Source organism: Ventosimonas gracilis, assembly GCF_001580025.1.
GTDB classification, from domain to species: Bacteria; Pseudomonadota; Gammaproteobacteria; order Pseudomonadales; family Pseudomonadaceae; genus Ventosimonas; species Ventosimonas gracilis.
In genome coordinates, this window is the sequence record NZ_LSZO01000167.1 from 1 (window position 1) to 19,557 (window position 19,557).

16 protein-coding genes, 1 tRNA gene, 1 rRNA gene and 1 pseudogene are annotated in these 19,557 nt (G+C 56.5%); 5 read left to right on the forward strand and 14 right to left on the reverse strand.

Going from position 1 to position 19,557, the window contains the following annotated elements:
* Positions 1–76 (reverse strand): 16S ribosomal RNA (locus tag AXE65_RS08720); the annotation flags it as partial.
* Positions 77–487: 411 nt separating this feature from the next.
* Between AXE65_RS08720 and AXE65_RS08725 the strand changes: the two genes are divergently transcribed.
* Positions 488–565, forward strand: a tRNA-Arg gene (locus AXE65_RS08725).
* Between the two features lie 22 nt (positions 566–587).
* Here AXE65_RS08725 and AXE65_RS08730 read toward each other — a convergent pair.
* The 10 genes from AXE65_RS08730 to speB form a co-directional block, all read right to left on the reverse strand.
* Complete coding sequence (locus AXE65_RS08730; protein WP_068390990.1) at positions 588–1,229, reverse strand: FMN-binding negative transcriptional regulator; 642 nt, start codon at positions 1,227–1,229, stop codon at positions 588–590.
* A 4-nt stretch (positions 1,230–1,233) separates the two neighbouring features.
* Positions 1,234–2,331 carry a polyamine ABC transporter substrate-binding protein gene (locus tag AXE65_RS08735; RefSeq protein WP_068390992.1) on the reverse strand — a complete coding sequence of 366 codons (1,098 nt, stop codon included), beginning with the start codon at positions 2,329–2,331 and terminating at the stop codon, positions 1,234–1,236.
* Between the two features lie 57 nt (positions 2,332–2,388).
* Entirely contained in the window at positions 2,389–3,420 is a 1,032-nt protein-coding gene (locus AXE65_RS08740) for a histone deacetylase family protein (protein ID WP_068390996.1), read from the reverse strand.
* 129 nt (positions 3,421–3,549) lie between these two features.
* A complete protein-coding gene (locus AXE65_RS08745) occupies positions 3,550–4,350 on the reverse strand; it encodes a DUF4892 domain-containing protein (protein WP_068390999.1) in 801 nt (266 codons plus the stop codon).
* 53 nt (positions 4,351–4,403) lie between these two features.
* On the reverse strand, positions 4,404–5,264 hold the full coding sequence (locus tag AXE65_RS08750) for an alpha/beta hydrolase (RefSeq protein WP_068391001.1): 861 nt from the start codon (positions 5,262–5,264) through the stop codon (positions 4,404–4,406).
* A gap of 15 nt (positions 5,265–5,279) precedes the next feature.
* Positions 5,280–7,616 (reverse strand): peptidoglycan glycosyltransferase PbpC, encoded by a 2,337-nt coding sequence (pbpC, locus tag AXE65_RS08755; RefSeq protein WP_068391014.1) that lies wholly within the window; start codon positions 7,614–7,616, stop codon positions 5,280–5,282.
* A gap of 6 nt (positions 7,617–7,622) precedes the next feature.
* Positions 7,623–8,279: a 7-cyano-7-deazaguanine/7-aminomethyl-7-deazaguanine transporter gene (locus AXE65_RS08760; protein ID WP_068391017.1), complete on the reverse strand. Its 657-nt coding sequence runs from the start codon at positions 8,277–8,279 to the stop codon at positions 7,623–7,625.
* A gap of 57 nt (positions 8,280–8,336) precedes the next feature.
* On the reverse strand, positions 8,337–9,224 hold the full coding sequence (locus tag AXE65_RS08765) for a LysR family transcriptional regulator (RefSeq protein WP_239685057.1): 888 nt from the start codon (positions 9,222–9,224) through the stop codon (positions 8,337–8,339).
* 91 nt (positions 9,225–9,315) lie between these two features.
* On the reverse strand, positions 9,316–10,383 hold the full coding sequence (locus AXE65_RS08770) for an extracellular solute-binding protein (RefSeq protein ID WP_068391019.1): 1,068 nt from the start codon (positions 10,381–10,383) through the stop codon (positions 9,316–9,318).
* Positions 10,384–10,397: 14 nt separating this feature from the next.
* Entirely contained in the window at positions 10,398–11,351 is a 954-nt protein-coding gene (speB, locus tag AXE65_RS08775; protein WP_068391021.1) for an agmatinase, read from the reverse strand.
* A gap of 157 nt (positions 11,352–11,508) precedes the next feature.
* On the opposite strand from speB, the pseudogene rluB reads away from it, so the two are divergent.
* A pseudogene (gene rluB / locus AXE65_RS08780) lies at positions 11,509–12,345 on the forward strand (23S rRNA pseudouridine(2605) synthase RluB); the annotation flags it as partial.
* Between the two features lie 45 nt (positions 12,346–12,390).
* On the forward strand, positions 12,391–13,353 hold the full coding sequence (gene panE / locus AXE65_RS08785; protein WP_068391024.1) for a 2-dehydropantoate 2-reductase: 963 nt from the start codon (positions 12,391–12,393) through the stop codon (positions 13,351–13,353).
* Here panE and AXE65_RS08790 read toward each other — a convergent pair.
* Together AXE65_RS08790 and AXE65_RS08795 are read right to left on the reverse strand one after the other, a co-directional pair.
* Positions 13,350–14,117 (reverse strand): SDR family oxidoreductase, encoded by a 768-nt coding sequence (locus tag AXE65_RS08790; RefSeq protein WP_068391030.1) that lies wholly within the window; start codon positions 14,115–14,117, stop codon positions 13,350–13,352. The two genes, panE and AXE65_RS08790, sit on opposite strands and share 4 nt — an antisense overlap.
* 376 nt (positions 14,118–14,493) lie before the next feature.
* Positions 14,494–15,891, reverse strand: a complete 1,398-nt coding sequence (locus tag AXE65_RS08795) for an FAD-binding oxidoreductase (RefSeq protein WP_068391031.1) — start codon at positions 15,889–15,891, stop codon at positions 14,494–14,496.
* Positions 15,892–16,032: 141 nt separating this feature from the next.
* Between AXE65_RS08795 and folD the strand changes: the two genes are divergently transcribed.
* Both folD and AXE65_RS08805 read left to right on the forward strand, forming a co-directional pair.
* On the forward strand, positions 16,033–16,881 hold the full coding sequence (folD, locus tag AXE65_RS08800; protein WP_068391033.1) for a bifunctional methylenetetrahydrofolate dehydrogenase/methenyltetrahydrofolate cyclohydrolase FolD: 849 nt from the start codon (positions 16,033–16,035) through the stop codon (positions 16,879–16,881).
* Positions 16,878–17,417 (forward strand): TlpA disulfide reductase family protein, encoded by a 540-nt coding sequence (locus tag AXE65_RS08805; protein WP_079214115.1) that lies wholly within the window; start codon positions 16,878–16,880, stop codon positions 17,415–17,417. The genes folD and AXE65_RS08805 overlap by 4 nt, the downstream gene beginning before the upstream one ends.
* Positions 17,418–17,453: 36 nt before the next feature.
* Here the strand turns inward: AXE65_RS08805 and AXE65_RS08810 are convergent, their stop codons facing one another.
* Positions 17,454–19,412: an oxidoreductase gene (locus tag AXE65_RS08810; protein WP_439144681.1), complete on the reverse strand. Its 1,959-nt coding sequence runs from the start codon at positions 19,410–19,412 to the stop codon at positions 17,454–17,456.
* Between the last annotated feature and the right edge of the window lie 145 nt (positions 19,413–19,557).

Genomic DNA, 19,557 nt, shown 5'->3' on the forward strand with positions numbered 1-19,557 from the left:
CGTGCTGCCGTCCGACTTGCATGTGTTAGGCCTGCCGCCAGCGTTCAATCTGAGCCATGATCAAACTCTTCAGTTCAATCTTGAAAAACACTCAAAAGCAGATAACCACTTATGAATGCTTAAATCATGCCCAGCAATCGCAATCAACATCTGAATTAACAGGTGTTTGCTTGAAATTCACTGGATAAACTTTTCACCCAGCGCACCAAGCACCCACACCTATTGCTTGATTTATCTGTTAAAGAACAAGTGCTTTAAGGCAAAGAAAGGGGCTTTAAAAAACCTTCCAATTCGCCGGTTTCCAGCGCCGCCTCAAGCGAGGTGCGCATTCTACAGACACCAAAATCACTGTCAAGCGGTTCTTCGAAAAAAGTTTCGGTTTTTTTGCCCAAGCGGTCGAACAGCTATTGAACCTACCCCTACCCCGCTACCGATTGCGGGAGTCTGGACGCTGGCGCGGCAGATGCGTATGATGACGCGCTTTCGCGCATCCGTAGCTCAGCTGGATTAGAGTACTGCCCTCCGAAGGCAGGGGTCGTGGGTTCGAATCCCGCCGGGTGCGCCAATTCCCTCGTAAATTTCCTCTATCAACTCCCTGCTTTTTCTTCTGCCGCTTGCCGCATGGCCTCGGCAAGTTCAAGGTGCCCTTGCCTTTGAAGCACCTGTGCCGCGCCTTTAATATCACGCACTTCTTTGTTTTGACTGAGTTTGGATTTGCCAATCAGGCGGGTAATTTCGATTTCAATGCCGACGATTTGTGCAAGCAGCGCGTCGATAAATTCCCTTGAGCTATCGGACATTTTCCACGGCAGGCTTTGCGCCGCTTCGTGCGTTTTGGTCAGGCGACCCACTACGCGCAGCAGGTAATTCTTGTCATCACGCAAACGGGCGCGCCCATGCGCGTGAACGACCTGGAAATTCCAAGTCGGCACTTGTTTATGAAATTCGTGTTTGCTGGGATACCACTGCGGCGAGATATAGGCGTGTTCGGCGCGAAAGACCACCAGCACCTCGCCGCCATCGGCTAATTCTTGAACCAATGGATTTTGCCGAGCCAGATGGCCATGCAATCGGCCTAATTCACCGACGCTCGCTTCCAACTCAAACGGGATGTGATTGGCATCCAGCCCGTTTTTTCCGCAAGTACAAAGAATGGCAAACGGGTGCCGAAGTATCAGCGCGTGCAAAGCCTCAAGGCGTGTTTCGCTGAAATGCTCCGGCACATACATGGCCTTAACGTCCTGATTTAATGCGATTCCACGCGCGGGTGCGGACACGCTCGGTGGCTTGCGGCAGCGCCTGAACAGCGTACAGGGTTTTCAGTTGCTCACCCTTTGGGCTTAGGTTGGGGTTTTCGCTGATGGCAGGGTCTACCAGCTTCATGCCGTCTTTGTTGGCATTCGGATAACCCAAAACGTCGCTAACCGGAGCAATCACTTCGGGCCTTAGCATGTTGTCCAAGAAGGCGTGTGCTTCGTCGATATTTTGCGCGTCGCTTGGGATGGCAAAGTTGTCATACCAGAGCGGGGCACCTTCTTTGGGTAAGCGCCAGTCCACCGTGATACCCGCCCCCGCTTCTTTAGCGCGATTGCCGAATTGGTAAAAGCTGCCGGAATAGCCCACGGCAACGCAAATATCACCGTTGGCGATGTCGGTCATGTATTTGGCTGAATGGAAATAGGCGATATAGGGGCGGATTTTTAGCATCAGTTCGGTTGCTTTATCGTAATCCGCTGGATTTTCACTGTTCGGGTCAAGCCCTAAGTAATGCAGCACAATGGGCATGATTTCTTCCGGTGAATCCATCATGGCAACGCCGCAGCTTTTTAATTTGCTGATGTTTTCTTCCTTGAAAATCAAATCCCAACTGTCTACCGGTGCGTTATCGCCGAGTACCGCTTTTACTTTATCGGGATTAAAACCAATGATATTGAGGCCATACATATAAGGGATGGCGTACTCGTTACCCGGGTCGTTGGCGGCAAAAACTTCCAGTAAATCCGGGTCAAGATGCTTCCAGTTAGGCAGTTTGGATTTATCCAGCTTGAGAAATGCACCGACATCTCTTAAGCGCTTTATTGTGGTGGCATTAGGCATCACCACGTCATAACCGGATTTTCCGGTGAGCAGTTTGGCTTCCAGCTCTTCGGTAGTTGCGTGTACGTCCCACTTGAGTTTGAGGTTGTGCGCCTCGGCAAAGTCTTTTGGCACATTCGGCGGGATGTAATCGACCCAAGCGTACAGCTTAAGCTCACCTGCTGCTTGCGCCTGCGCGCCCAATAAAGCCGCGAGACAGAGCGCTGCGCCGCTTAATAGTTGTTTTGCTTTCATACTCTTGCTCCTTAAGTATTTCTCTCATTGTTGGTTTTGCGTTTTGTTGGATTACGGTTATCTGCCTTCAAAGCCTTCCAGCACATTAACGGCATTGATGCCGATTTCTGCCACGGCGTAGCCGCCTTCCATTACAAACAGGGTTGGGCAGCCCAGTGCGGCGATATGTTCGCCCATGCGCAGATAGTCCTCACTTTTTAGTTTGAATTGCGAGATGGGGTCTTGCTCAAAGGTATCCACACCCAAGGAAACGACGACCAGGTCCGGTGAATAAGCACTGATACGCTTACAGGCGGTTTCCAGCGCCGCGCCGTAGACCGCCCAGGGGCTGCCGGAAGCAAGCGGCAGGTTGAGGTTAAAGCCTTCGCCCGCGCCCGCGCCGGTTTCATCGGCGTAGCCTAAAAAGTAGGGAAACTCAAAATTCGGGTCGCCGTGGATGGAGCAAAACAGCACGTCCGCACGGTCGTAGAAAATCGACTGTGTGCCGTTGCCGTGGTGGTAGTCCACATCCAGCACGGCAATGCGCTCTGCGCCTTGGTCAAGCGCCGCCTGACAGGCAATGGCGGCGTTGTTGAGAAAGCAGTAGCCGCCCATTAAGTCCGCAGCGGCGTGGTGCCCCGGCGGACGGCACAGGGCAAAGGCGGTGCGGGCGCCGTTTCTAACCTCATCCCAGCCGCTTAACGCAACCTGCGCGGAGCAGTAGCAGGCGTGCCAGGTACCTGCGGTAATCGGTGCGCCGCCATCAAAGCTGTAGTAGCCAAGCTGCGCGTGCAGATTGTCTTGCGGCAGGATTTCGCGCAGAGTGCGCGCCGGCCAGGTAAAGGGCATTAAATCGCCGTCTTTGCCCTGCTTTTCCCAACGCGCCCAAGCCCCTTCAAAAAAATCCAGATAGGCTTTTGTGTGGATGCGTTCAATGGGTGCGCGGCCAAAATCGGCCGGTTCAAGCACTTCGCCTAGTTTGCGTTCTTTGACCCTGTCGAGGATGTGATAAGCCCGTTGCGGCATTTCAAAACAGGGCTTAAGTTGCCCGTCAATCAGTTCGCAGCGGCCGTGATGCAGGCGGTGGTCATCGGTATAAAAGGTTTGCATTTGCCTTGTTTTCCTTATTATTCACTTTGGTTTTGTGTGGGTATTAAGGGCGGATTTTGCCTTTGTGGCGTTAGTCTGTCCAGACAGCGCTATGTTTTTGCCCCTCTTGCGCAAAAGTATGTAGCGGCATTAGCGCACTAATAACAGCCGAAGCGGTGCGTCGGTATTTTCCACCGCTTCCAGTCTTGTGGCTCTGACCCGCTGTGCCAGCAGCGCCTGTTGCCAAGCATCCGCGCCCGTCCCTTGCAAGCGTACGCGCATTGTGCTGGCGAGATTAAGACACTGCGCCAAGCGCTGCGCCCAAGCGCCCGTGGGTTCGCTTAACGGCAGGACGAGTTCGCCGCGTTCGCGCAGTTGACGTAGCAAAGTCGCCGCAGCGGGCAGCAGTTCGCCTAAGGGTTCGGCAGCATCCAGTTGTTCCATATGCAAATAGCTGCGGCGATTGCCTCGGGTGATGGCGTACAGTGCGAGCAGGCTGTCGGCCGCAGGTTCGGGCAGGCGGTAGAGCAGGTAGGACTGCTGGTCGTCCGGCCCGTAGAGTTGCGCATTGCCGAAAACCGTGTTCGCCCACAGGGCGCTGGAACCGCATTCGCGGCCTTCGCACCAGTAGAGCAGTTCAGCACCCAGTTGATGCAAAGTCTCGCGTGCGTTGGCAACGGCATCGGCTAAATCCTGCTGGCCGTTCGGCAGTTGCAGGGTGCGTGTTTGCAGGCGGCCTTCGGCGCGGATTTGTGCTTCGTAGCGCACTTGGTTGCTGACCCGCCGCAGCGTGCCTTGCGGGTAGATGCGCAGGGCTTCGGCCTGTTCATGCTGCACTGTGATTTGCGCGTGGGGGAAGTGCAGGCCGTCAAGGCTTGCCGCCTGCGCTGTCAAGCCGCACAGTCCCAGCGCCAGGGCGGCCAGCAGGCGATGCTGCTTGTTTGCAATCATTTAAGACGTTCCTCCTTGGAAGGCAGGCAGCCTCGCCATTTCAGTGCGCGGCGTCAAGTCGCAAAAAAGCGGTTGAACCGCTCGGCTATCGCCTGTGCGCTTTGTTCGCTTTCCAGATGCAGATGGTGCCGCCCGGGCAGCTGATGGACGCACAGCGGCAGCTCTTTAAGCAATTGTTCCACGCCCGGGCGCACCTTGAGCAGCCCTTGTTCAGCGAGTATCAGGCAAGTCGGCATGCTCAGCGCCCGCGTAAAGGCGTGCGCCTGTTCTGGGGTTAGGTAGATATGCGAGGGTAGTTTCAGGCGCGGGTCGTTGTTCCAGCGAAAGCCTTCTGCACTTTCGGCCAAGCCGCGCACCGCCAAACGTTCGGCCGCTTCCTGATTAACCCCGACAATGCCGCGCATGCGGGCGGTAATGGCGCTTTGCCGGTCGGGATGGGCGCGGCTTTGGCGGATTTTGGGCGAGGCCAGCGCACTCAAGGCCGCCGTCATTGCGCCGGGCGCGTGTTGGGCGGGAATGGTCAAGGCAATCAGCCCGTCAATCAGTGCAAGCTTGTCGATACGCTCTGGCATGGCGGCAGCGAGCATGGCGCTGATAATCGCACCCAGGGAATGCCCGAGCAGGGAGAACCGCTGCCAGCCCATAAAATCCGCCGCGTGCAGCGCGTCCACCGCATAGTCAAACAGACTGTAGCTGGCACCTGTGGGACGCGGCGCAGAATGGCCGTGTCCGGCCATATCCAGCGCGAGAATGCGCAGCCCCCGCAGATGGGGAACGAGGCGGGCAAAGGTCATCAGATTGTCCATCCAGCCGTGCAGGGCAATCACCGGCTGGCCGTTCTTTGGGCCGAACAGGCAGCCGGCCAGTTCAATATGCGGCAGGCGCAAGCGGATTTCTTCTGCATCAAGGTTCATAAAAATCCCCAAAAGTTATTCGCCAAGCTCAAAGGTCACTTGGGCGGTTTGCCCGCTGCTGTCGAGCACGGTTAATTGATAGTGACCATTTTCGCCCAGCGTTTTGGCAACCGGCGTACTGCCACGGCTTTCGGCGAGCGGTGCACCGTTTAAAAACCACCAATACTGGCCGCTGCCGCCGATAACGGAAAATTGCAGGGCAAGCGGCTCAGAACTTCCAGGCGGACGGCGCAATCGTTCGCCGCCGCGCACGCCGCTGATGACCAGCGGCTCGGCCAATGGCGCGGCAGGCGGCGGGCAGTGGCTATCAATGGGCGGCAGGCGGTTTTCGCGCCGTTCGCGGCGCGAAAGCCAAGGCTCCAACGCGGCAGGCCAAAGTGCGAGGGTAACGCGCTTGGCACCTGGGCACTGCGCTGCGACTTGCCTGCCTTCGGCATTGAGCCAAAGGGTGCGACTAAGCCCTAACCCCAGCGGTTGGTCTGCCGCCTGCAAGGTCGGCGGCGTGGTGCCTTGCACCGTCCAGGCAAAACGCTGACGGCGGCAGTTGGGGTCGCTTTTGGCCAGCTTCTGCCCCAGCGGCCAGCAAATGGCGGCAACGCCTACGCCAGGCGGGGTGACTTGTTCTGGCGACGACAGACTAGCGGCGCGTTCACGGTTGCTCAAAATATCCTGCACTTGCAGCAGTAGCGGCACGGCAGAGGCCGCGCCGTATTGCCCCGGCACTGGCGTGCCGTCCGGCCTGCCCAGCCAGATGCCGATTAAATAGCGCTCGCTGATAGCTATCGCCCAAGCATCACGAAAGCCGTAGCTGGTGCCGGTTTTCCAGGCCAGCGGCTGGCGCTGCACCCGCTCGGCGCGTGGGTCTAATTGCGGGCGCGATTGGCCGCTTAAAATCCGCCGAATAATCCAGGCTGATTCTGCCGACAGCAAACGCCTTTCGCTTAAATCATCATCCGGCTGCAAGCGCACTTTGGCGGTTCGTCCACCTCGCGCAAAGGCGCTGTAGCCGCGGATCAAGTCTTCCAGCCGCGCCCCACCGCCGCCCAAAATCAGCGCCAGATTGGGCTGCACTGCGCTTGGCAGGGCAATCGTTAGACCGGCGCTGCGCAGTTCTCCGGCAAAGCGCTTTGGCCCGTAAGCCTCAAGCAGTTGTACGGCGGGCAGATTGAGCGAGCGAACCAGCGCTTCACTGACTGAGACGGGACCTGAAAAGCCGCTGCCAAAGTTGCCGGGGCGCCAGTCACCAAAATGGCGCGGCACGTCTTGCAGCAGCGATTCGGAATGAATCAGCCCGTCATCCATTGCCAGCGCGTAGAGAAAAGGCTTAAGCGTGGAGCCGGGCGAGCGCTGCGCACGCACCATATCGACATGCCCAAAGCGCTTGGCATCGTCAAAATCGAGCGAGCCTAGATAAGCGCGTACCGCCATGGTCTCGCTTTCCACCACCAACACGGCGGCGGAACTGGCCTGCGGCAGACGCACTTTCCAGCCTTGCAGCAGGTCTTCGAGGCGCTGTTGCAACGGTGCGTCAATCAGGCTTGGTATCAGCGCGGCTTGGCTGCGCTGGTAGAGCCGCCGCGCCAGCAACGGGGCGAGGCGCGGCTCTTTGCGTGGGGCGAGCAACACCTGCTCTTCTCTAGCCTCAGCAACCGCTTGCGCTGACCAAACGGCAAACCGCGCAAGGCGCGCAAGCACTTTATCGCGCGCCGCTTGTGCGCGTTCGGGGTGACGGTCTGGCCGTAGCCGACTGGGCGCTTGCGGCAGCACGGCGAGCAGCGCCGCCTCGCTGCGCAAGAGTAGTGAAGGCGGTTTGCCCAAGTAAGCCCAACTGGCCGCCGCCACGCCCTGCAAAGTGCCGCCAAAGGGTGCGCGATTTAAATACAAGGTAAGGATTTCATCCTTGGATAAATGCCATTCCAACTGCGCGGTGCGCCACAGTTGCTTGAGCTTGCCGCTAAAGGAGCGCGAATGCGGGTCGAGAAGCCTTGCCACCTGCATCGACAAGGTACTGCCGCCGGACAGCACGCGCCCGCCCGCAAGGTTCTGCCAACTGGCGCGCAGCAAAGCCAGTGGATTAACCCCAGGATGCCGGTAAAACCAACGGTCCTCGTAGGTTAAAAGTGCCTCCAAGTAATAGGGCGAGACCTCATCTTTGCTTACTGGATAACGCCATACGCCGTTGTGATCGGCAAAGCGCCAAAGCGGCGAGCCGTCTTCGGCAAGCACTACGCGAGCGGCATCATCGGCTGGCAAAGGCAGCGGGAATAGCCGGTCAGCAAGCCAAAGCAATGGGGGCAACAGCAGCAGCCAACGCAGTGCGCGTAATACGCGGCGAGTGATGCGCCAGAGCATTGGCTTTTAACGAGCAACGCGCGCAGTGCGGCCAGCGAGCAGGCGCAACAACAGATTGAGCAACATGCCGTACAACGGCACCATCAGCATCAGCATAATGGCGAGCTTGATGCAGTAATCGACGCTGCCGATTTCCACCCAATTAGCCGCCATAAATTCATCACTGCTGCGCCAGAAGGCCACGGAGAAGAACACAAAGGTATCCACCATGCCGCCAACAATGGTCGCGGCGCTCGGCGCAATCCACCACTTTGGCAAACGGCGCAGTCGGTCAAACACCTGAATATCGAGCAACTGCCCAATCACATAGGCCAAAAAGCTCGCCAAAGAAATACGAAAAACAAAGGTATTAAACGAAAGCAGCGCCTCAAAACCACGAAATTCGCCCTGCTGAAACAACGCCGAAATCAAGTAAGAGGCCAGCAACGCAGGCAGCATGGCAAAGGCAATCACCCGCCGCGCGGAACTTTTACCCAAAAGGCGCACGGTTAAATCGGTAGACAAAAAAATCAGCGGAAAACTAAACGCCCCCCAAGTGGTCTGCCAGCCAAAAAGTTGAACCGGTAATTGCACCAAATAATTGCTGGCAATAATCACCAACACATGAAAACCAATCAGCACCGCCAGGGCACGGCGTTGCTGCGGGGAAACCGCTGGTAACATCGGGGGGCAAACCTCTTTGCTTAAAAAAGAGGCGCATTGTAGCGGCTTTGCCGTTTTTTAGTCGGTTTGCTGATTAACGGGTGCCGCGCTTTGTTGCAATGCCTGTAAAAATGCGTTGATTTGAGGATGAGCCAACTGGCCGCTGCGCACAATCATATGAAATGCGGCATCAAATGACAGCCGCTTCGGCAACAGTGCCTTGAGCGTGCCCTGCTGCGTCCATAATTTGGCATAATGTTGCGGCAAATAGCCGATATAACAACCCGATAAAATCAAAGTCGCAATAGCCTCCATACAAAAAGCCGTGACCCCATTTTTAAAATGCAGTCCATGCGGCAAAACGTTATCTGCCACATAACCCCGTTCGACATAAGCGGCGCTCTCAATTTGCTCGGTGCAAAGCGTTGTTTCATCCTGCGCAAAAAAAGGATGGGTATTACTGCAATACAGGCTTTGCCGCTCGTTAAACAGCGGATAATAATGCAGACCAGAAAGCTGATGATAAAAAGCGCCGAGGGCTATATGCAGGCGTTCTTCCAATACTGCCTGTTCTAATTCATCAGTCCGCATAATATGTAGTTGAATATGAGTTTGCGGATGGGCTTGCCGAAAGCCGGCAATCGCCTTGGGCATGGGCGTATTCGGCAGCGTATCCAAACGGTCAACACTGCCGACTTTAAGCTGCCCTTGCAAACCTCCACTAAAACCCAGAGTCTTTTGCCGAAACTGCGCGATATTGGCAAAGAGTTCCAGTGCCGCCTGATAAGTACCCTGCCCTTGCTCGGTCAAATGAAAGCCACTGTTGCCACGCTTGCACAACGCATAACCCAAGCGGATTTCCAAATCACGCATGATCAGACTGAGTCTTGACAGGCTGATATTCAAATGCGCCTGCGCCGCTGTAAACCCACCCGCCTGGACAATAGCGCAAAAGATACGCAACATGCGTAAATCCACATCGTTAAGCTGGCTTAGCACGACAAACCTCATCTGGCTGTTTGGTTTTGTTATCTCCTAAAATAGCATGCTTTGCAAGTTAATAACCGGCTGCCAACGCTGCCCATTTTTCTGAAGTAATTTGAAAGTGCTCCGTCCAAAACGGGATATTCCACTGATAACCTTGTTTAATCCGCTCTGGCGTATTGACCATAAAATCAGCAGTAATCTCATCCAACTTAGGTTTTGCCTCTTTATGTACCGGCGTATAGGCCGTTTGTTCCGTCATGATTTCCTGTGCTTCTTTGCCCAAATAGGCATTGATAAGTGCATAAGAGCCTTGCTCATTTTTCGCATTTATTGGAATGGTTAAATAATCCATGACTACCAGCCAGTCTTGCCAAACCGGGCTGTAATCAGCACCATTTTTAACGGCGGCCATTGCCCTGCCTGTCCACATCATTAGCATATCGACTTCACCCGCCTCGGCGAGTTGTTGAGACTCTGCACCGGTTTTCCAAAATACCGTATCACCACCCAATTCACGAATTTTGTTCAAGCCAAGGTCAATAGCATCCAGCGTTAAATGATCGACCGAACCGCCTGCGGCAAGAATGGCTTGCTCAATAATGCCGCCACGAATTTCGCCGTGGTCGTCAATACCGCGAATACCGGGGAAATTAACCGTATCAAAAAAATCCTGCCAATTCTTCGGCGGATTATTCCGGTAGCTTGAGTTTTTAACCATCAGCACAATGCCGTAATTCATACTCGGCACACCACAAGGTGCGGCTTGTCCGGCAGTTAAGTTGGAAATATCGAGCTTTGTGTAATCGAGTTTTTGAAACAGCGTACCGCAATGCACATGAGGCGCAAAGTCACTGGTATCGACCACATCCCAAAGCACATTATTGGAGGCCACTTGCGCCTGTAATTTAGCCATTTCCGTCGGACCGTCACCGATTAAGCGTACTCCGGATTTTTCCACAAAGGATTTAAGCGCGGCCATTTGTCCGGCCTGATAAATACCACCATGAGAGGTAAATATCAGGGTTTTCCCTTTTAATGAACCCGCTGTTACTTCACCAGCAATGGGCGGCTGTTCGGCAAAGGCCTGTGTACCCGACAACAGACTTAATCCGATAATACTCAATAATTTTATATTCACGGTTATTATCCTTTTTATTTTGTGGTTAACGATTGGGCGAAAATGCACAATAGTTCAAACATGATGGTTGCGCCGGTCAAGGCGGTAATCCCGCCTTGGTCGAATGGCGGCGAGACTTCTACCACATCGGCACCGATCAGGTTTAATCCGGCAAGGCCGCGGATTAACTGCTGCGCTTCGCGCGTGCTCATGCCGCCGATTTCCGGGGTGCCGGTGCCTGGGGCAAAGCAGGGGTCTAATACATCAATATCAAAGCTGATATAAGTAGGCTGTTTGCCGACCACGTTATGCACTTCGCTCAATGTTTGATTAACACCCAGTTCAATAAACTCTTCCATGTGTATAACGCGAATGCCGCAGTCTTGGGCGAAGGCTTCGTCTTCGGGCGAATATATCGAGCCACGAATGCCGATTTGTACGGTGCGTTTGGGGTCGAGCAGTCCTTCTTCTATCGCGCGGCGAAACGGCGTGCCGTGGGTATAGCGGTTGTCACCAAAATAACGGTCATTGGTATCCGAGTGCGCATCAAAGTGCACCATGCCGATGGGACATTGCCGCGCCAGTGCACGAAAAATGGGTAGCGTTATCAAATGGTCGCCGCCAACGGAAAGCGGCACAGTGCCCGCCTGCTGTATCTGCTGATAAAAGCCTTCAATTTGCTTGAGCGAATCCAGCAAATCGATGGGATTAACCGGCGCGTCGCCCAAATCGCCCACGCGCACCAGGTCATAGGGGGCAATGTGACTGACGTGGTGCACTTTGCGCATCAGGCTGGATTGGTTGCGCACTTCACGCGGGCCGTGGCGTGCTCCGGCGCGGTTGGTGGTGCCGCCGTCCCAAGGCACGCCAATCAGCGCAATCTGTACTTCGGCCGGGTCGCTAAATACCGGAAGGCGCATAAAACTGGGCAGTCCGGCAAAACGCGGAATGAGCGCAGCATCGATGGGCTGCGGGTTGGTTGACATCATCAGGGTTTCACTTTTGTTATGGGTTGGCGGGCAGTCTGGCTAAATCATCGTTGGTTATAAATGTTTAAGGTGTAAAGCCAGCTTTTGCTTAATCGAAACTACAAATCTGCGTATGATGGCGTTTTTGCTGAAATGACACGCCGCGAGGTGCTCCCTGATGAATGAAATTAAATCCCCACCTGCCGGTGAACGGCTGCAAAAGGTGCTGGCGCGCGCCGGTATCGCCTCCAGACGTGAGGCAGAAGACTGGATTAGCGCAGGGCGCATTAAGGTCAACGGTGCGCAGGCGAGACTGGGGCAGCGCGTGATCGCCAGTGATGCGATTGCTTTGGACGGCCGCCTGCTGGAGCGCGAGGCGCTCAGCGCATCGGTGCGGCGCGTGCTGCTTTACAACAAGCCAGTCGGTGAAATTTGCACCCGTCACGACCCCGAAGGACGGCGCACGGTGTTTGAAAGCCTGCCCAAACTGCGCGAGGGGCGCTGGCTGAATGTCGGCAGGCTCGACATCAATACCAGCGGCCTGCTGCTTTTGACCACCGATGGCGAGCTGGCCAACCGGCTGATGCACCCGTCCTTTGGTATGGACAGGGAATATGCGGTGCGCGTGCACGGCGAGGTGGATGAAGCCATGCTCGAACGCCTGAAACAGGGCGTGACCTTGGAAGACGGCAAAGCGCGTTTTAGCGACATCCAAAAAGCCCCCGAAGGTGACGGCATTAACCACTGGTATCACTGCGTGGTGCTCGAAGGGCGCAACCGCGAGGTGCGCCGCCTGTGGGAATCGCAAGGGGTACAGGTCAGCCGCTTAAAGCGCGTGCGCTTTGGTCCGGTGTTTTTAACCGCCAAGCTGGCGCAGGGGCGCTTTCGCGAATTAACCCAAGCCGAGGTGGATATTTTAAGCGCCGAAGTCGGCCTCGCCCCGTCGCCGCTACCGGTCATTAAAGAAAAACCCCGCAAAGCACAAGAGCGCATGGAGCGCAAAGCCAGCAGGCCGCGCGCCTTCCCGCGTGGTAAAAAACGACATTAAAGGATGCCTGTTATGAGCGAATTACAACAACAATCCCCGCCTTCCCCACTTCGTATCTTGGTGCTGGGCGCAGGCGGCACCGGCGGCTATTTCGGCGGCAGGCTCGCCGCCAGCGGTGCGGATCTATGCTTTTTGGTACGCGAAACCCGCGCAAAGCAGCTTGCGGCGCAGGGGCTGGTTATCCAAAGCCCGCTGGGCGATGCCCATATTCCGGTGCGCACCGTGCTGGCAAGTGACTTGGCAGATCAATCCTTCGATTTAATTGTGCTGAGCTGCAAAGCCTATGACCTGGAAAGTGCGCTTAAAGCCATTACGCCTGCAATGACCGGGGATTGCTCTGTGCTGCCGATCCTTAACGGGCTGCTCCACTACGACCTGCTGGATACGCACTTTGGCCGCGCCAATGTGCTGGGCGGGCTGTGCCTGATCAGCGCGACCAAGCGCGAAGACGGCACGATTGTGCACTTTAATGGCCTTGCCAAAATCACCTTTGGCGTGCGTGATAAAAGCGAGCGGCAAGCCGCGTTAGTCAGCGCCCTCGCTAACACCTGCAAAGCGGCCAAGATTGACCATCAGGCCACAGCAGAGATCAACCAAGAGCTGTGGAACAAATTCACCGTGCTCTGTTCGCTGGCAAGCGGCACCTGCCTGATGCGCAGCGATATTGCCAGCATTATGCAAAGCGAAGGCGGCGAAGCTTTTATGCGTGCGCTTTACAGTGAATGCTTGGCGGTGGCGAAGGCTTGGCAGCAGCCCATCCCCGAATGGGCGCAGCAAATGGCGCTGGCCGCGCTGACCTCGCGTACTGAACGGCTCAAAGCCTCAATGCTGCGTGATTTGGAAGCCGGTTTTGCGGTAGAGGCTGCGCATATCGTCGGCGATATGGTTCATCGTGCGCAGCAAAAAGGGCTGGCGACCCCACTGCTGCAAGCGGCCTGGTGCCACTTGCAGGTTTATCAGCAAGCCAGAGCCTAGAGGCGCAAGCCGCCGTCCACTTCCACCACGCGACCGGTGAAGTAGTCGTTTTCCAGAATAAAACAGGCGGCGTGGGCGATTTCTTGCGGCTGCCCCAAGCGTTTTAGCGGAATGCCTTCAGCCATGCGCTGCAAGGCTTCAGGTTTCATGCTGGCGACCATTTCGGTTTCGATAAAGCCCGGCGCAATGGCACCGACGCGAATGCCGTAACGCGCAAACTCCTTCGCCCAGGTGACGGTATCGGCCGCCACCGCGGCTTTAGCCGCTGTGTAGTTGGCCTGCCCGGCATTACCGGCGCGGGAAATCGACGAGATATTGACGATAACCCCGCCCGTTTTACGCAAGACCATTTGCGCGGCGGCTTCGCGCGTACACAGGAACAGGCCGGTCAAGTTCACATCCAATACCGACTGCCACTGTGCCAGCGACATTTTTGACAGTTCGCCGTCTTTGTATTTCAAGGTTAAACCGTCACGGACGATACCGGCATTGTTAATCAGTCCGTCAATTTGGCCGAACTCCTCAGCAATGCGGGCAAAAGTCGTGCACACCTGCTCTTCATTGGCCACATCACAGGCATAGCTGCGTACCAGTGAACTGCTTAAACCTTGGCAAGCGCTTACCGCCTCACTCAAAGTCGCTTGCGAACGCTCCAAGTCCAGCAACGCCAGCCGTGCACCCCGCGCCGCCAACATCTCTGCCATCGCCCGCCCCAGCCCTTGCGCCGCACCGGTAATGACAATGACTTTGTCTTTTAATTGCATGGTGGATACCCCTATCGTTAATCGTTAAGTGAATAAAGCGATTTGTCCATAACACTTACTTAAGACCTGCTGGGCTAAGCATGCCTGAAATTATTGCGGTGCACAAATCATTCCATAACGATTAGGGTCTGTTCCCGTCTCAAACCTGGCGAAGGCGGTGTCAGATTTTGTGCGCTGCAAGGCGTTTGCTATTGCAAATGAACGACGAGCAACACAGCGGTGCGCAAAATCTGCCCCGTCCTTTCGGGCTGCGCCCAAAATTTCGCCATACGTCGCCTGTGCATTTGCCAAGGTTGTACACATTGGCTGCATGCTGCGCCTAGTCTGGCGAAATTTTGAGCAGCAGCGCGGCTCGCGTTTGAAACGGGAGCAGACCCTAGCTATCCCTATCAAAAATTTTCCCCGGATTAAGCAAGTGGTGCGGGTCGAACAGTTGTTTGATTTGGCGCATCCAGTGCAGTTCGTTTTTATTGCGGGTCAGCTGCAGCCAGGGCTTTTTTTCAAGGCCTACGCCGTGTTCGGCGGAAATGCTGCCGCCGAACAGGGCGAGCGTTTGATAAACCGCTTCTTCTACCGCGTGGGTTTCGGGCAGCGGCGGGTTGCTGCCGATAATCAGGTGCAGGTTGCCGTCGGCCAGATGGCCGTAGACGGACAGGTAAATAGAAGGCTGCACCTGTTTTAAGCGTTTGTCTAAATCCGTGGCAAAGCGCTGCATATCGGCAATGCGCAGGCTGACGTCAAAGCCGTACACTTTCGCAAAGCGTTTTTGTTCGGCCTCGTAGGCTTCGCGGATGGCCCACAAGCCTTGTGCTTCGGCCATTGAACGGGCAATCACCGCGTCTTGCAGCAGACCTTGCGCAAAAGCGGCTTCCAGTGCGCTGGTGCAGGCACTATCGGCACCAGCTTGGCTGTCCGCTTGGCATTCAAGCAGAACGTAAAAGTTGTGTTTGCCCGCAAGGGGCGATTTCAGGCTGGAATACTCGCCGGTATTAAGCTCCCAAAAGCTCGGCCACATCACTTCAAAGGCCGATAAGCCGCTGCCGCGCTGCATGCATTGCAGCAGTTCGCAGACCTGCTCAAAGCGCGCAACGCCCAGCAAGGCGCTGGTACGTCCGCCCAGCATGGGTTTAATACGCAAAACGGCGCGGCTAATCACGCCCAGCGTGCCTTCGCTGCCGATAAACAGTTGTTTGAGGTCGTAGCCGCTGTTGTTCTTTAAATAGCCGTGCATGGAACTAAGCAGGCTGCCGTCGGCCAGCACCACTTCAAGCCCCAGCACTTGCGCACGCATCATGCCGTGCACCAGCACGCCAAAACCGCCGGCGTTGGTCGCCATCATGCCGCCCAGGGTGCAACTGCCGCGTGCGCCCAAGTCCACCGGAAAGACCCAGTGCTGCGCCGCCAATTGCTCATGCAAGCATTGCAGCACCACGCCCGCTTGCACGGTAACGGTCTGCGAGACGGTATCGATCTGCTCAATCTGATTCAGCCGCTCCAGTGACAGCACGATGTCATCTGCCGTGGCGGCGGTGCCTTCGGCAAGGCCGGTATTGCCGCCCAGCGGGACGACCGTCTGCCGCGCAGCATGGCACAGACGCAGGCAAGCGCATAGCTCGTCCACCGAGGACGGGCGCAGCAGCGCTTTGGCGCGCATCGGCGTATTGTCCCAAAAGGTAGCGGCGCGGCTTTGTACTTGCTCGCCGACGAGTAAACCGGATGCGCCGAGAATGGGCGCAAGCTCTGCCAGCAGGCTGGCTTTTGTTGTGGTGGTCATGGTTAAGGCTTCTTTATTTTTTGGCTGATTAGGGTAACTCAAGTCGGTTTTAATCCGCGAGATTGTCGGTTTCGCTTAGGATAACGACCTTTCGCGTGCGAAAATATGCGCCTTTCAGCCATTGATTGAGGTACCCCTTTTATGAGCGCACAGCTAATCGACGGCAAAGCCATTGCGGCCAAGCTGCGCCAAGATATTGCCGGGCAAGTACGGCAGCGCCTTCTGCAAGGGTTGCGCCGCCCCGGACTTGCGGTGATTTTGGTCGGCCGAGATCCGGCTTCTGAGGTTTATGTGGCGCACAAGCGCCGCGACTGCGAGGAAGTCGGCTTTTTATCACGGGCGCATGACCTGCCGGAAGCCACCGAGCAAGAGCAGCTCGCCCTGCTGATCGACGGCCTTAATCAAGACCCGGAAATTGACGGTATTTTGCTGCAACTGCCGCTGCCAGCGCATCTGGATGCCTCCAAACTGCTCGAACGCATACAGCCGAATAAGGATGTCGATGGCTTTCATCCGTACAACCTGGGCCGCCTTGCACAGCGCATGCCGCTGCTGCGTCCCTGTACGCCAAAGGGCATTATGACCCTGCTGGCAAGTACCGACGCCAAGCTGCGCGGTATGCGTGCGCTGGTGGTTGGCGCGTCCAATATCGTCGGCAGACCGATGGCATTGGAACTGCTGCTGGCCGACTGCACCGTTACCGTAGCCAACAGCAAAACCCAAGATTTGGCCGGATTGGTGCAGCAGTCGGACCTGGTGGTTGCCGCCGTCGGCAGGCCGGGGATTATTGACGGACACTGGATTAAACCCGGTGCGATTGTGATCGATGTCGGCATCAGCCGTCAGGCCGATGGCAAGCTGGTGGGCGATGTCGGCTTTGCGGCGGCTTTTGAGCGGGCAAGCTGGATTACCCCGGTACCCGGCGGGGTCGGTCCGATGACCCGCGCCTGTCTGCTGGAAAATACCCTGTACGCGGCGCAGCTTGCATGATTTCGTCTGCCCTCTTCTCCCCCTGCCCTTCTCCCGCAAGCGCCCGAGAGGAACCGTGGGCAAAGTGGGCAGCATTTTTCCCCCTACTGCTGATCACCCTGCTGCTCGCCTCCTGCGGCGATAAGCCTGCTGAACATGCAGGAGTTGACCAACACGGCCAACCGGTCGCGGCTTCCCGTCTGCAAGATCAATGGCTGGTCATTAACTACTGGGCGATTTGGTGCGCCCCGTGCCGCAAGGAAATCCCCGAACTGAACCGGCTTGTGCAGCAACTGTCCGGACAGGCGGGGGTGTTCGCCGTCAATTTTGACGGTAAACAAGGCGAGGCACTCGCCAAGGAAGCCAATGAATTAGGCATTACTTTTACTGTATTGGCACAAGATCCGGCCAACCGCTTTAATCTGCCGCGTAGTACGGCGCTGCCGGTGACTTACCTGGTTGACCCAAGCGGCAAACTGCGGCAAACCCTGCTGGGCGAACAAACGGCGGCGGGTATCCTTGAGCATCTCGCCTCGTTACAAGGTGATTCGCCATAAAGCCAGGGTCTGTCCCGTTTTATTGGCCGTATTCACTTAAACCGCCCAGCCTGCTTTTAATCCTTCGTAAATCGCCTCTTCCGCCGTGCGTGGGGCGAGGCAGTCTCCGATCAGGCGGTAGTCCACCAAGCCTTCCAGCTCTGCGGCAAGGCTATCGACCGGCTGATGGCCGTGGCAGAGCACCAGCGTATCAATACCTTCAACGATAATCGGCTCGCCGCTTGCGGTGTGTTGCAGGTAGACGGTGTTTTCATCACAGCCAAACAGCCGCGCGTAAGGCGTGACCGGCAAGCCCAGCCGGTGCAGTTCGCCGACCAGTTGGTCGCGTACGTACCAAGGCATGTTTTCGCCCGGACAGATGGCGTTAACCGCCAGTTGTACTTGATGGCCGGCCAGCAGCAGGCGTTCGGCAACGCCAGGGCCTATCCAGTCGCTGCGCCAGTCAAAGACCAGTACCGAACGCCCGATGCTGACCTCGCCGCGCAGCAGTTGCCAAGCATCGACCACTTGCATGCCTTCGCCTTGTTCAAATGCCGGCCAGTAAGGCTTGGCACCGGTTGCCACTATGACCAAGTCGGGGCGTTCGCTTTCCACCAAGGCGCGATTGACCAAAGCGTTGCGCCGTACTTCAACGCCCGCCAGCGTCATTTCGCGCTGCAAGTTGGTGGATGCGCCACCAAATTCGGCGCGACGAGGCAAAAGCTGCGCGAGATTGACCTGTCCGCCCAACTGGCCGCTGGCTTCGCACAAAAGCACCTGATGGCCGCGCTGCGCCGCCACTGTCGCCGCTTTCATCCCCGCAGGACCGCCGCCTGCGACCAGAATGCGTTTTTTCTGCCGCGCTGGATGGGCTTGTCCGTAGGTAAGTTCGCGCCCGCTTTCCGGATATTGAATGCAGGAAATCGGCAATCCTTTGTGCATATGGCCGATGCACGCCTGATTGCAGGCAATGCAGGCGCGGATGTCGTCGAGCTTTCCGGCTGCCGCTTTGTTCGGCATTTGCGGGTCACAAATCAGCGCGCGGGTCATGCCGCAGACATCGGCCTGATGACTTGCAATCATCTGTTCGGCCTCTTGCGGCTGATTGATGCGGCCGGTGACAAACAGCGGCACACGCAGCTTTTGCTTAAAGCGCGCGGCCTCTTCGGCAAGATAAGCGACTTCAATCGCCATCGGCGGCACGATATGAACGGCACCGCCCAAGGTCGCCGAAGTGCCGCCGACCATGCTCAAGTAGTCCACCTCATCTTGCAGGGCCATGGCGGCTTGCAGGGATTCGCTTTCGGTCAAGCCGGTGTCATCGCGCTCGTTGGAAGAAATACGCAGGCCGACGATAAAATCCTCACCGACCGCCGCGCGTACGGCCGCCAGCACTTCGCGGACAAAGCGCAGACGTGCCTGTAAATCGCCGTTATAACCATCATCTCGGCGGTTGACGCGCGGATTGATAAATTGCGCCGGTAAGTAGCCGTGGCTGGCGACCACTTCCACCCCATCAAGCCCGGCTTTTTGCATGCGCACGGCAGCGGCGGCATAGCCTTGCACCATTTCGTCAATCTGCGCCTGATTGAGTGCCCGCGGCATAACGTGGAAGCGCTCATTCGGCACCGCTGAGGCCGAATAAGAGACCGCCAGCAGGCCGTCTGCCGATTCCATAATTTCCCGCCCCGGGTGGAATATCTGCGACAGCACCACGGTGCCCGCTGCGTGGCAGTGTTCGGCAATGCGCCGGTAGCCGTCGATGCAAGCATCATCCGTCGCCATCAGGATATGCGAGGTATAACGCGCACTCTCATGCACGCCCGCCACTTGCAGCACAATCAGCCCCACGCCGCCTTCGGCACGCGCGCGGTGATAGGCAATCAGCGCCTCATTGACCCGCCCATCAGTGGGTAGCACCGTATCGTGTCCAGTGGACATGATGCGGTTTTTCAAGACTTTGCCACGGAGGGTGAGCGGGCTGAACAGATGGTTAAAATTGGACGCAGCGTTCATCATCAGAAATCCCATATTGTTTTTCAGGCTTAATGCTTGGGATTTAAATAAACGGCTACTCAAAAAGCAATGGATCGGGTGGAACGCCAAGGACAAAAAACAGAAGGCCAGGCTCTTTGATTGTGCTGAATTTCAGGTTCAGTTA

Excerpts from the sequence above, each read along its gene's own strand:
- AXE65_RS08795 (WP_068391031.1), bottom strand. The coding sequence starts at position 15,891 with ATGACCACCACAACAAAAGCCAGCCTGCTGGCAGAGCTTGCGCCCATT.
- AXE65_RS08735 (WP_068390992.1), bottom strand. The coding sequence starts at position 2,331 with ATGAAAGCAAAACAACTATTAAGCGGCGCAGCGCTCTGTCTCGCGGCT.
- AXE65_RS08760 (WP_068391017.1), bottom strand. The coding sequence starts at position 8,279 with ATGTTACCAGCGGTTTCCCCGCAGCAACGCCGTGCCCTGGCGGTGCTG.
- AXE65_RS08730 (WP_068390990.1), bottom strand. The coding sequence starts at position 1,229 with ATGTATGTGCCGGAGCATTTCAGCGAAACACGCCTTGAGGCTTTGCAC.
- AXE65_RS08740 (WP_068390996.1), bottom strand. The coding sequence starts at position 3,420 with ATGCAAACCTTTTATACCGATGACCACCGCCTGCATCACGGCCGCTGC.
- AXE65_RS08745 (WP_068390999.1), bottom strand. The coding sequence starts at position 4,350 with ATGATTGCAAACAAGCAGCATCGCCTGCTGGCCGCCCTGGCGCTGGGA.
- AXE65_RS08805 (WP_079214115.1), top strand. The coding sequence starts at position 16,878 with ATGATTTCGTCTGCCCTCTTCTCCCCCTGCCCTTCTCCCGCAAGCGCC.
- pbpC (WP_068391014.1), bottom strand. The coding sequence starts at position 7,616 with ATGCTCTGGCGCATCACTCGCCGCGTATTACGCGCACTGCGTTGGCTG.
- folD (WP_068391033.1), top strand. The coding sequence starts at position 16,033 with ATGAGCGCACAGCTAATCGACGGCAAAGCCATTGCGGCCAAGCTGCGC.
- speB (WP_068391021.1), bottom strand. The coding sequence starts at position 11,351 with ATGATGTCAACCAACCCGCAGCCCATCGATGCTGCGCTCATTCCGCGT.
- panE (WP_068391024.1), top strand. The coding sequence starts at position 12,391 with ATGAGCGAATTACAACAACAATCCCCGCCTTCCCCACTTCGTATCTTG.
- AXE65_RS08750 (WP_068391001.1), bottom strand. The coding sequence starts at position 5,264 with ATGAACCTTGATGCAGAAGAAATCCGCTTGCGCCTGCCGCATATTGAA.
- AXE65_RS08790 (WP_068391030.1), bottom strand. The coding sequence starts at position 14,117 with ATGCAATTAAAAGACAAAGTCATTGTCATTACCGGTGCGGCGCAAGGG.
- AXE65_RS08810 (WP_439144681.1), bottom strand. The coding sequence starts at position 19,412 with ATGAACGCTGCGTCCAATTTTAACCATCTGTTCAGCCCGCTCACCCTC.
- AXE65_RS08765 (WP_239685057.1), bottom strand. The coding sequence starts at position 9,224 with ATGTTGCGTATCTTTTGCGCTATTGTCCAGGCGGGTGGGTTTACAGCG.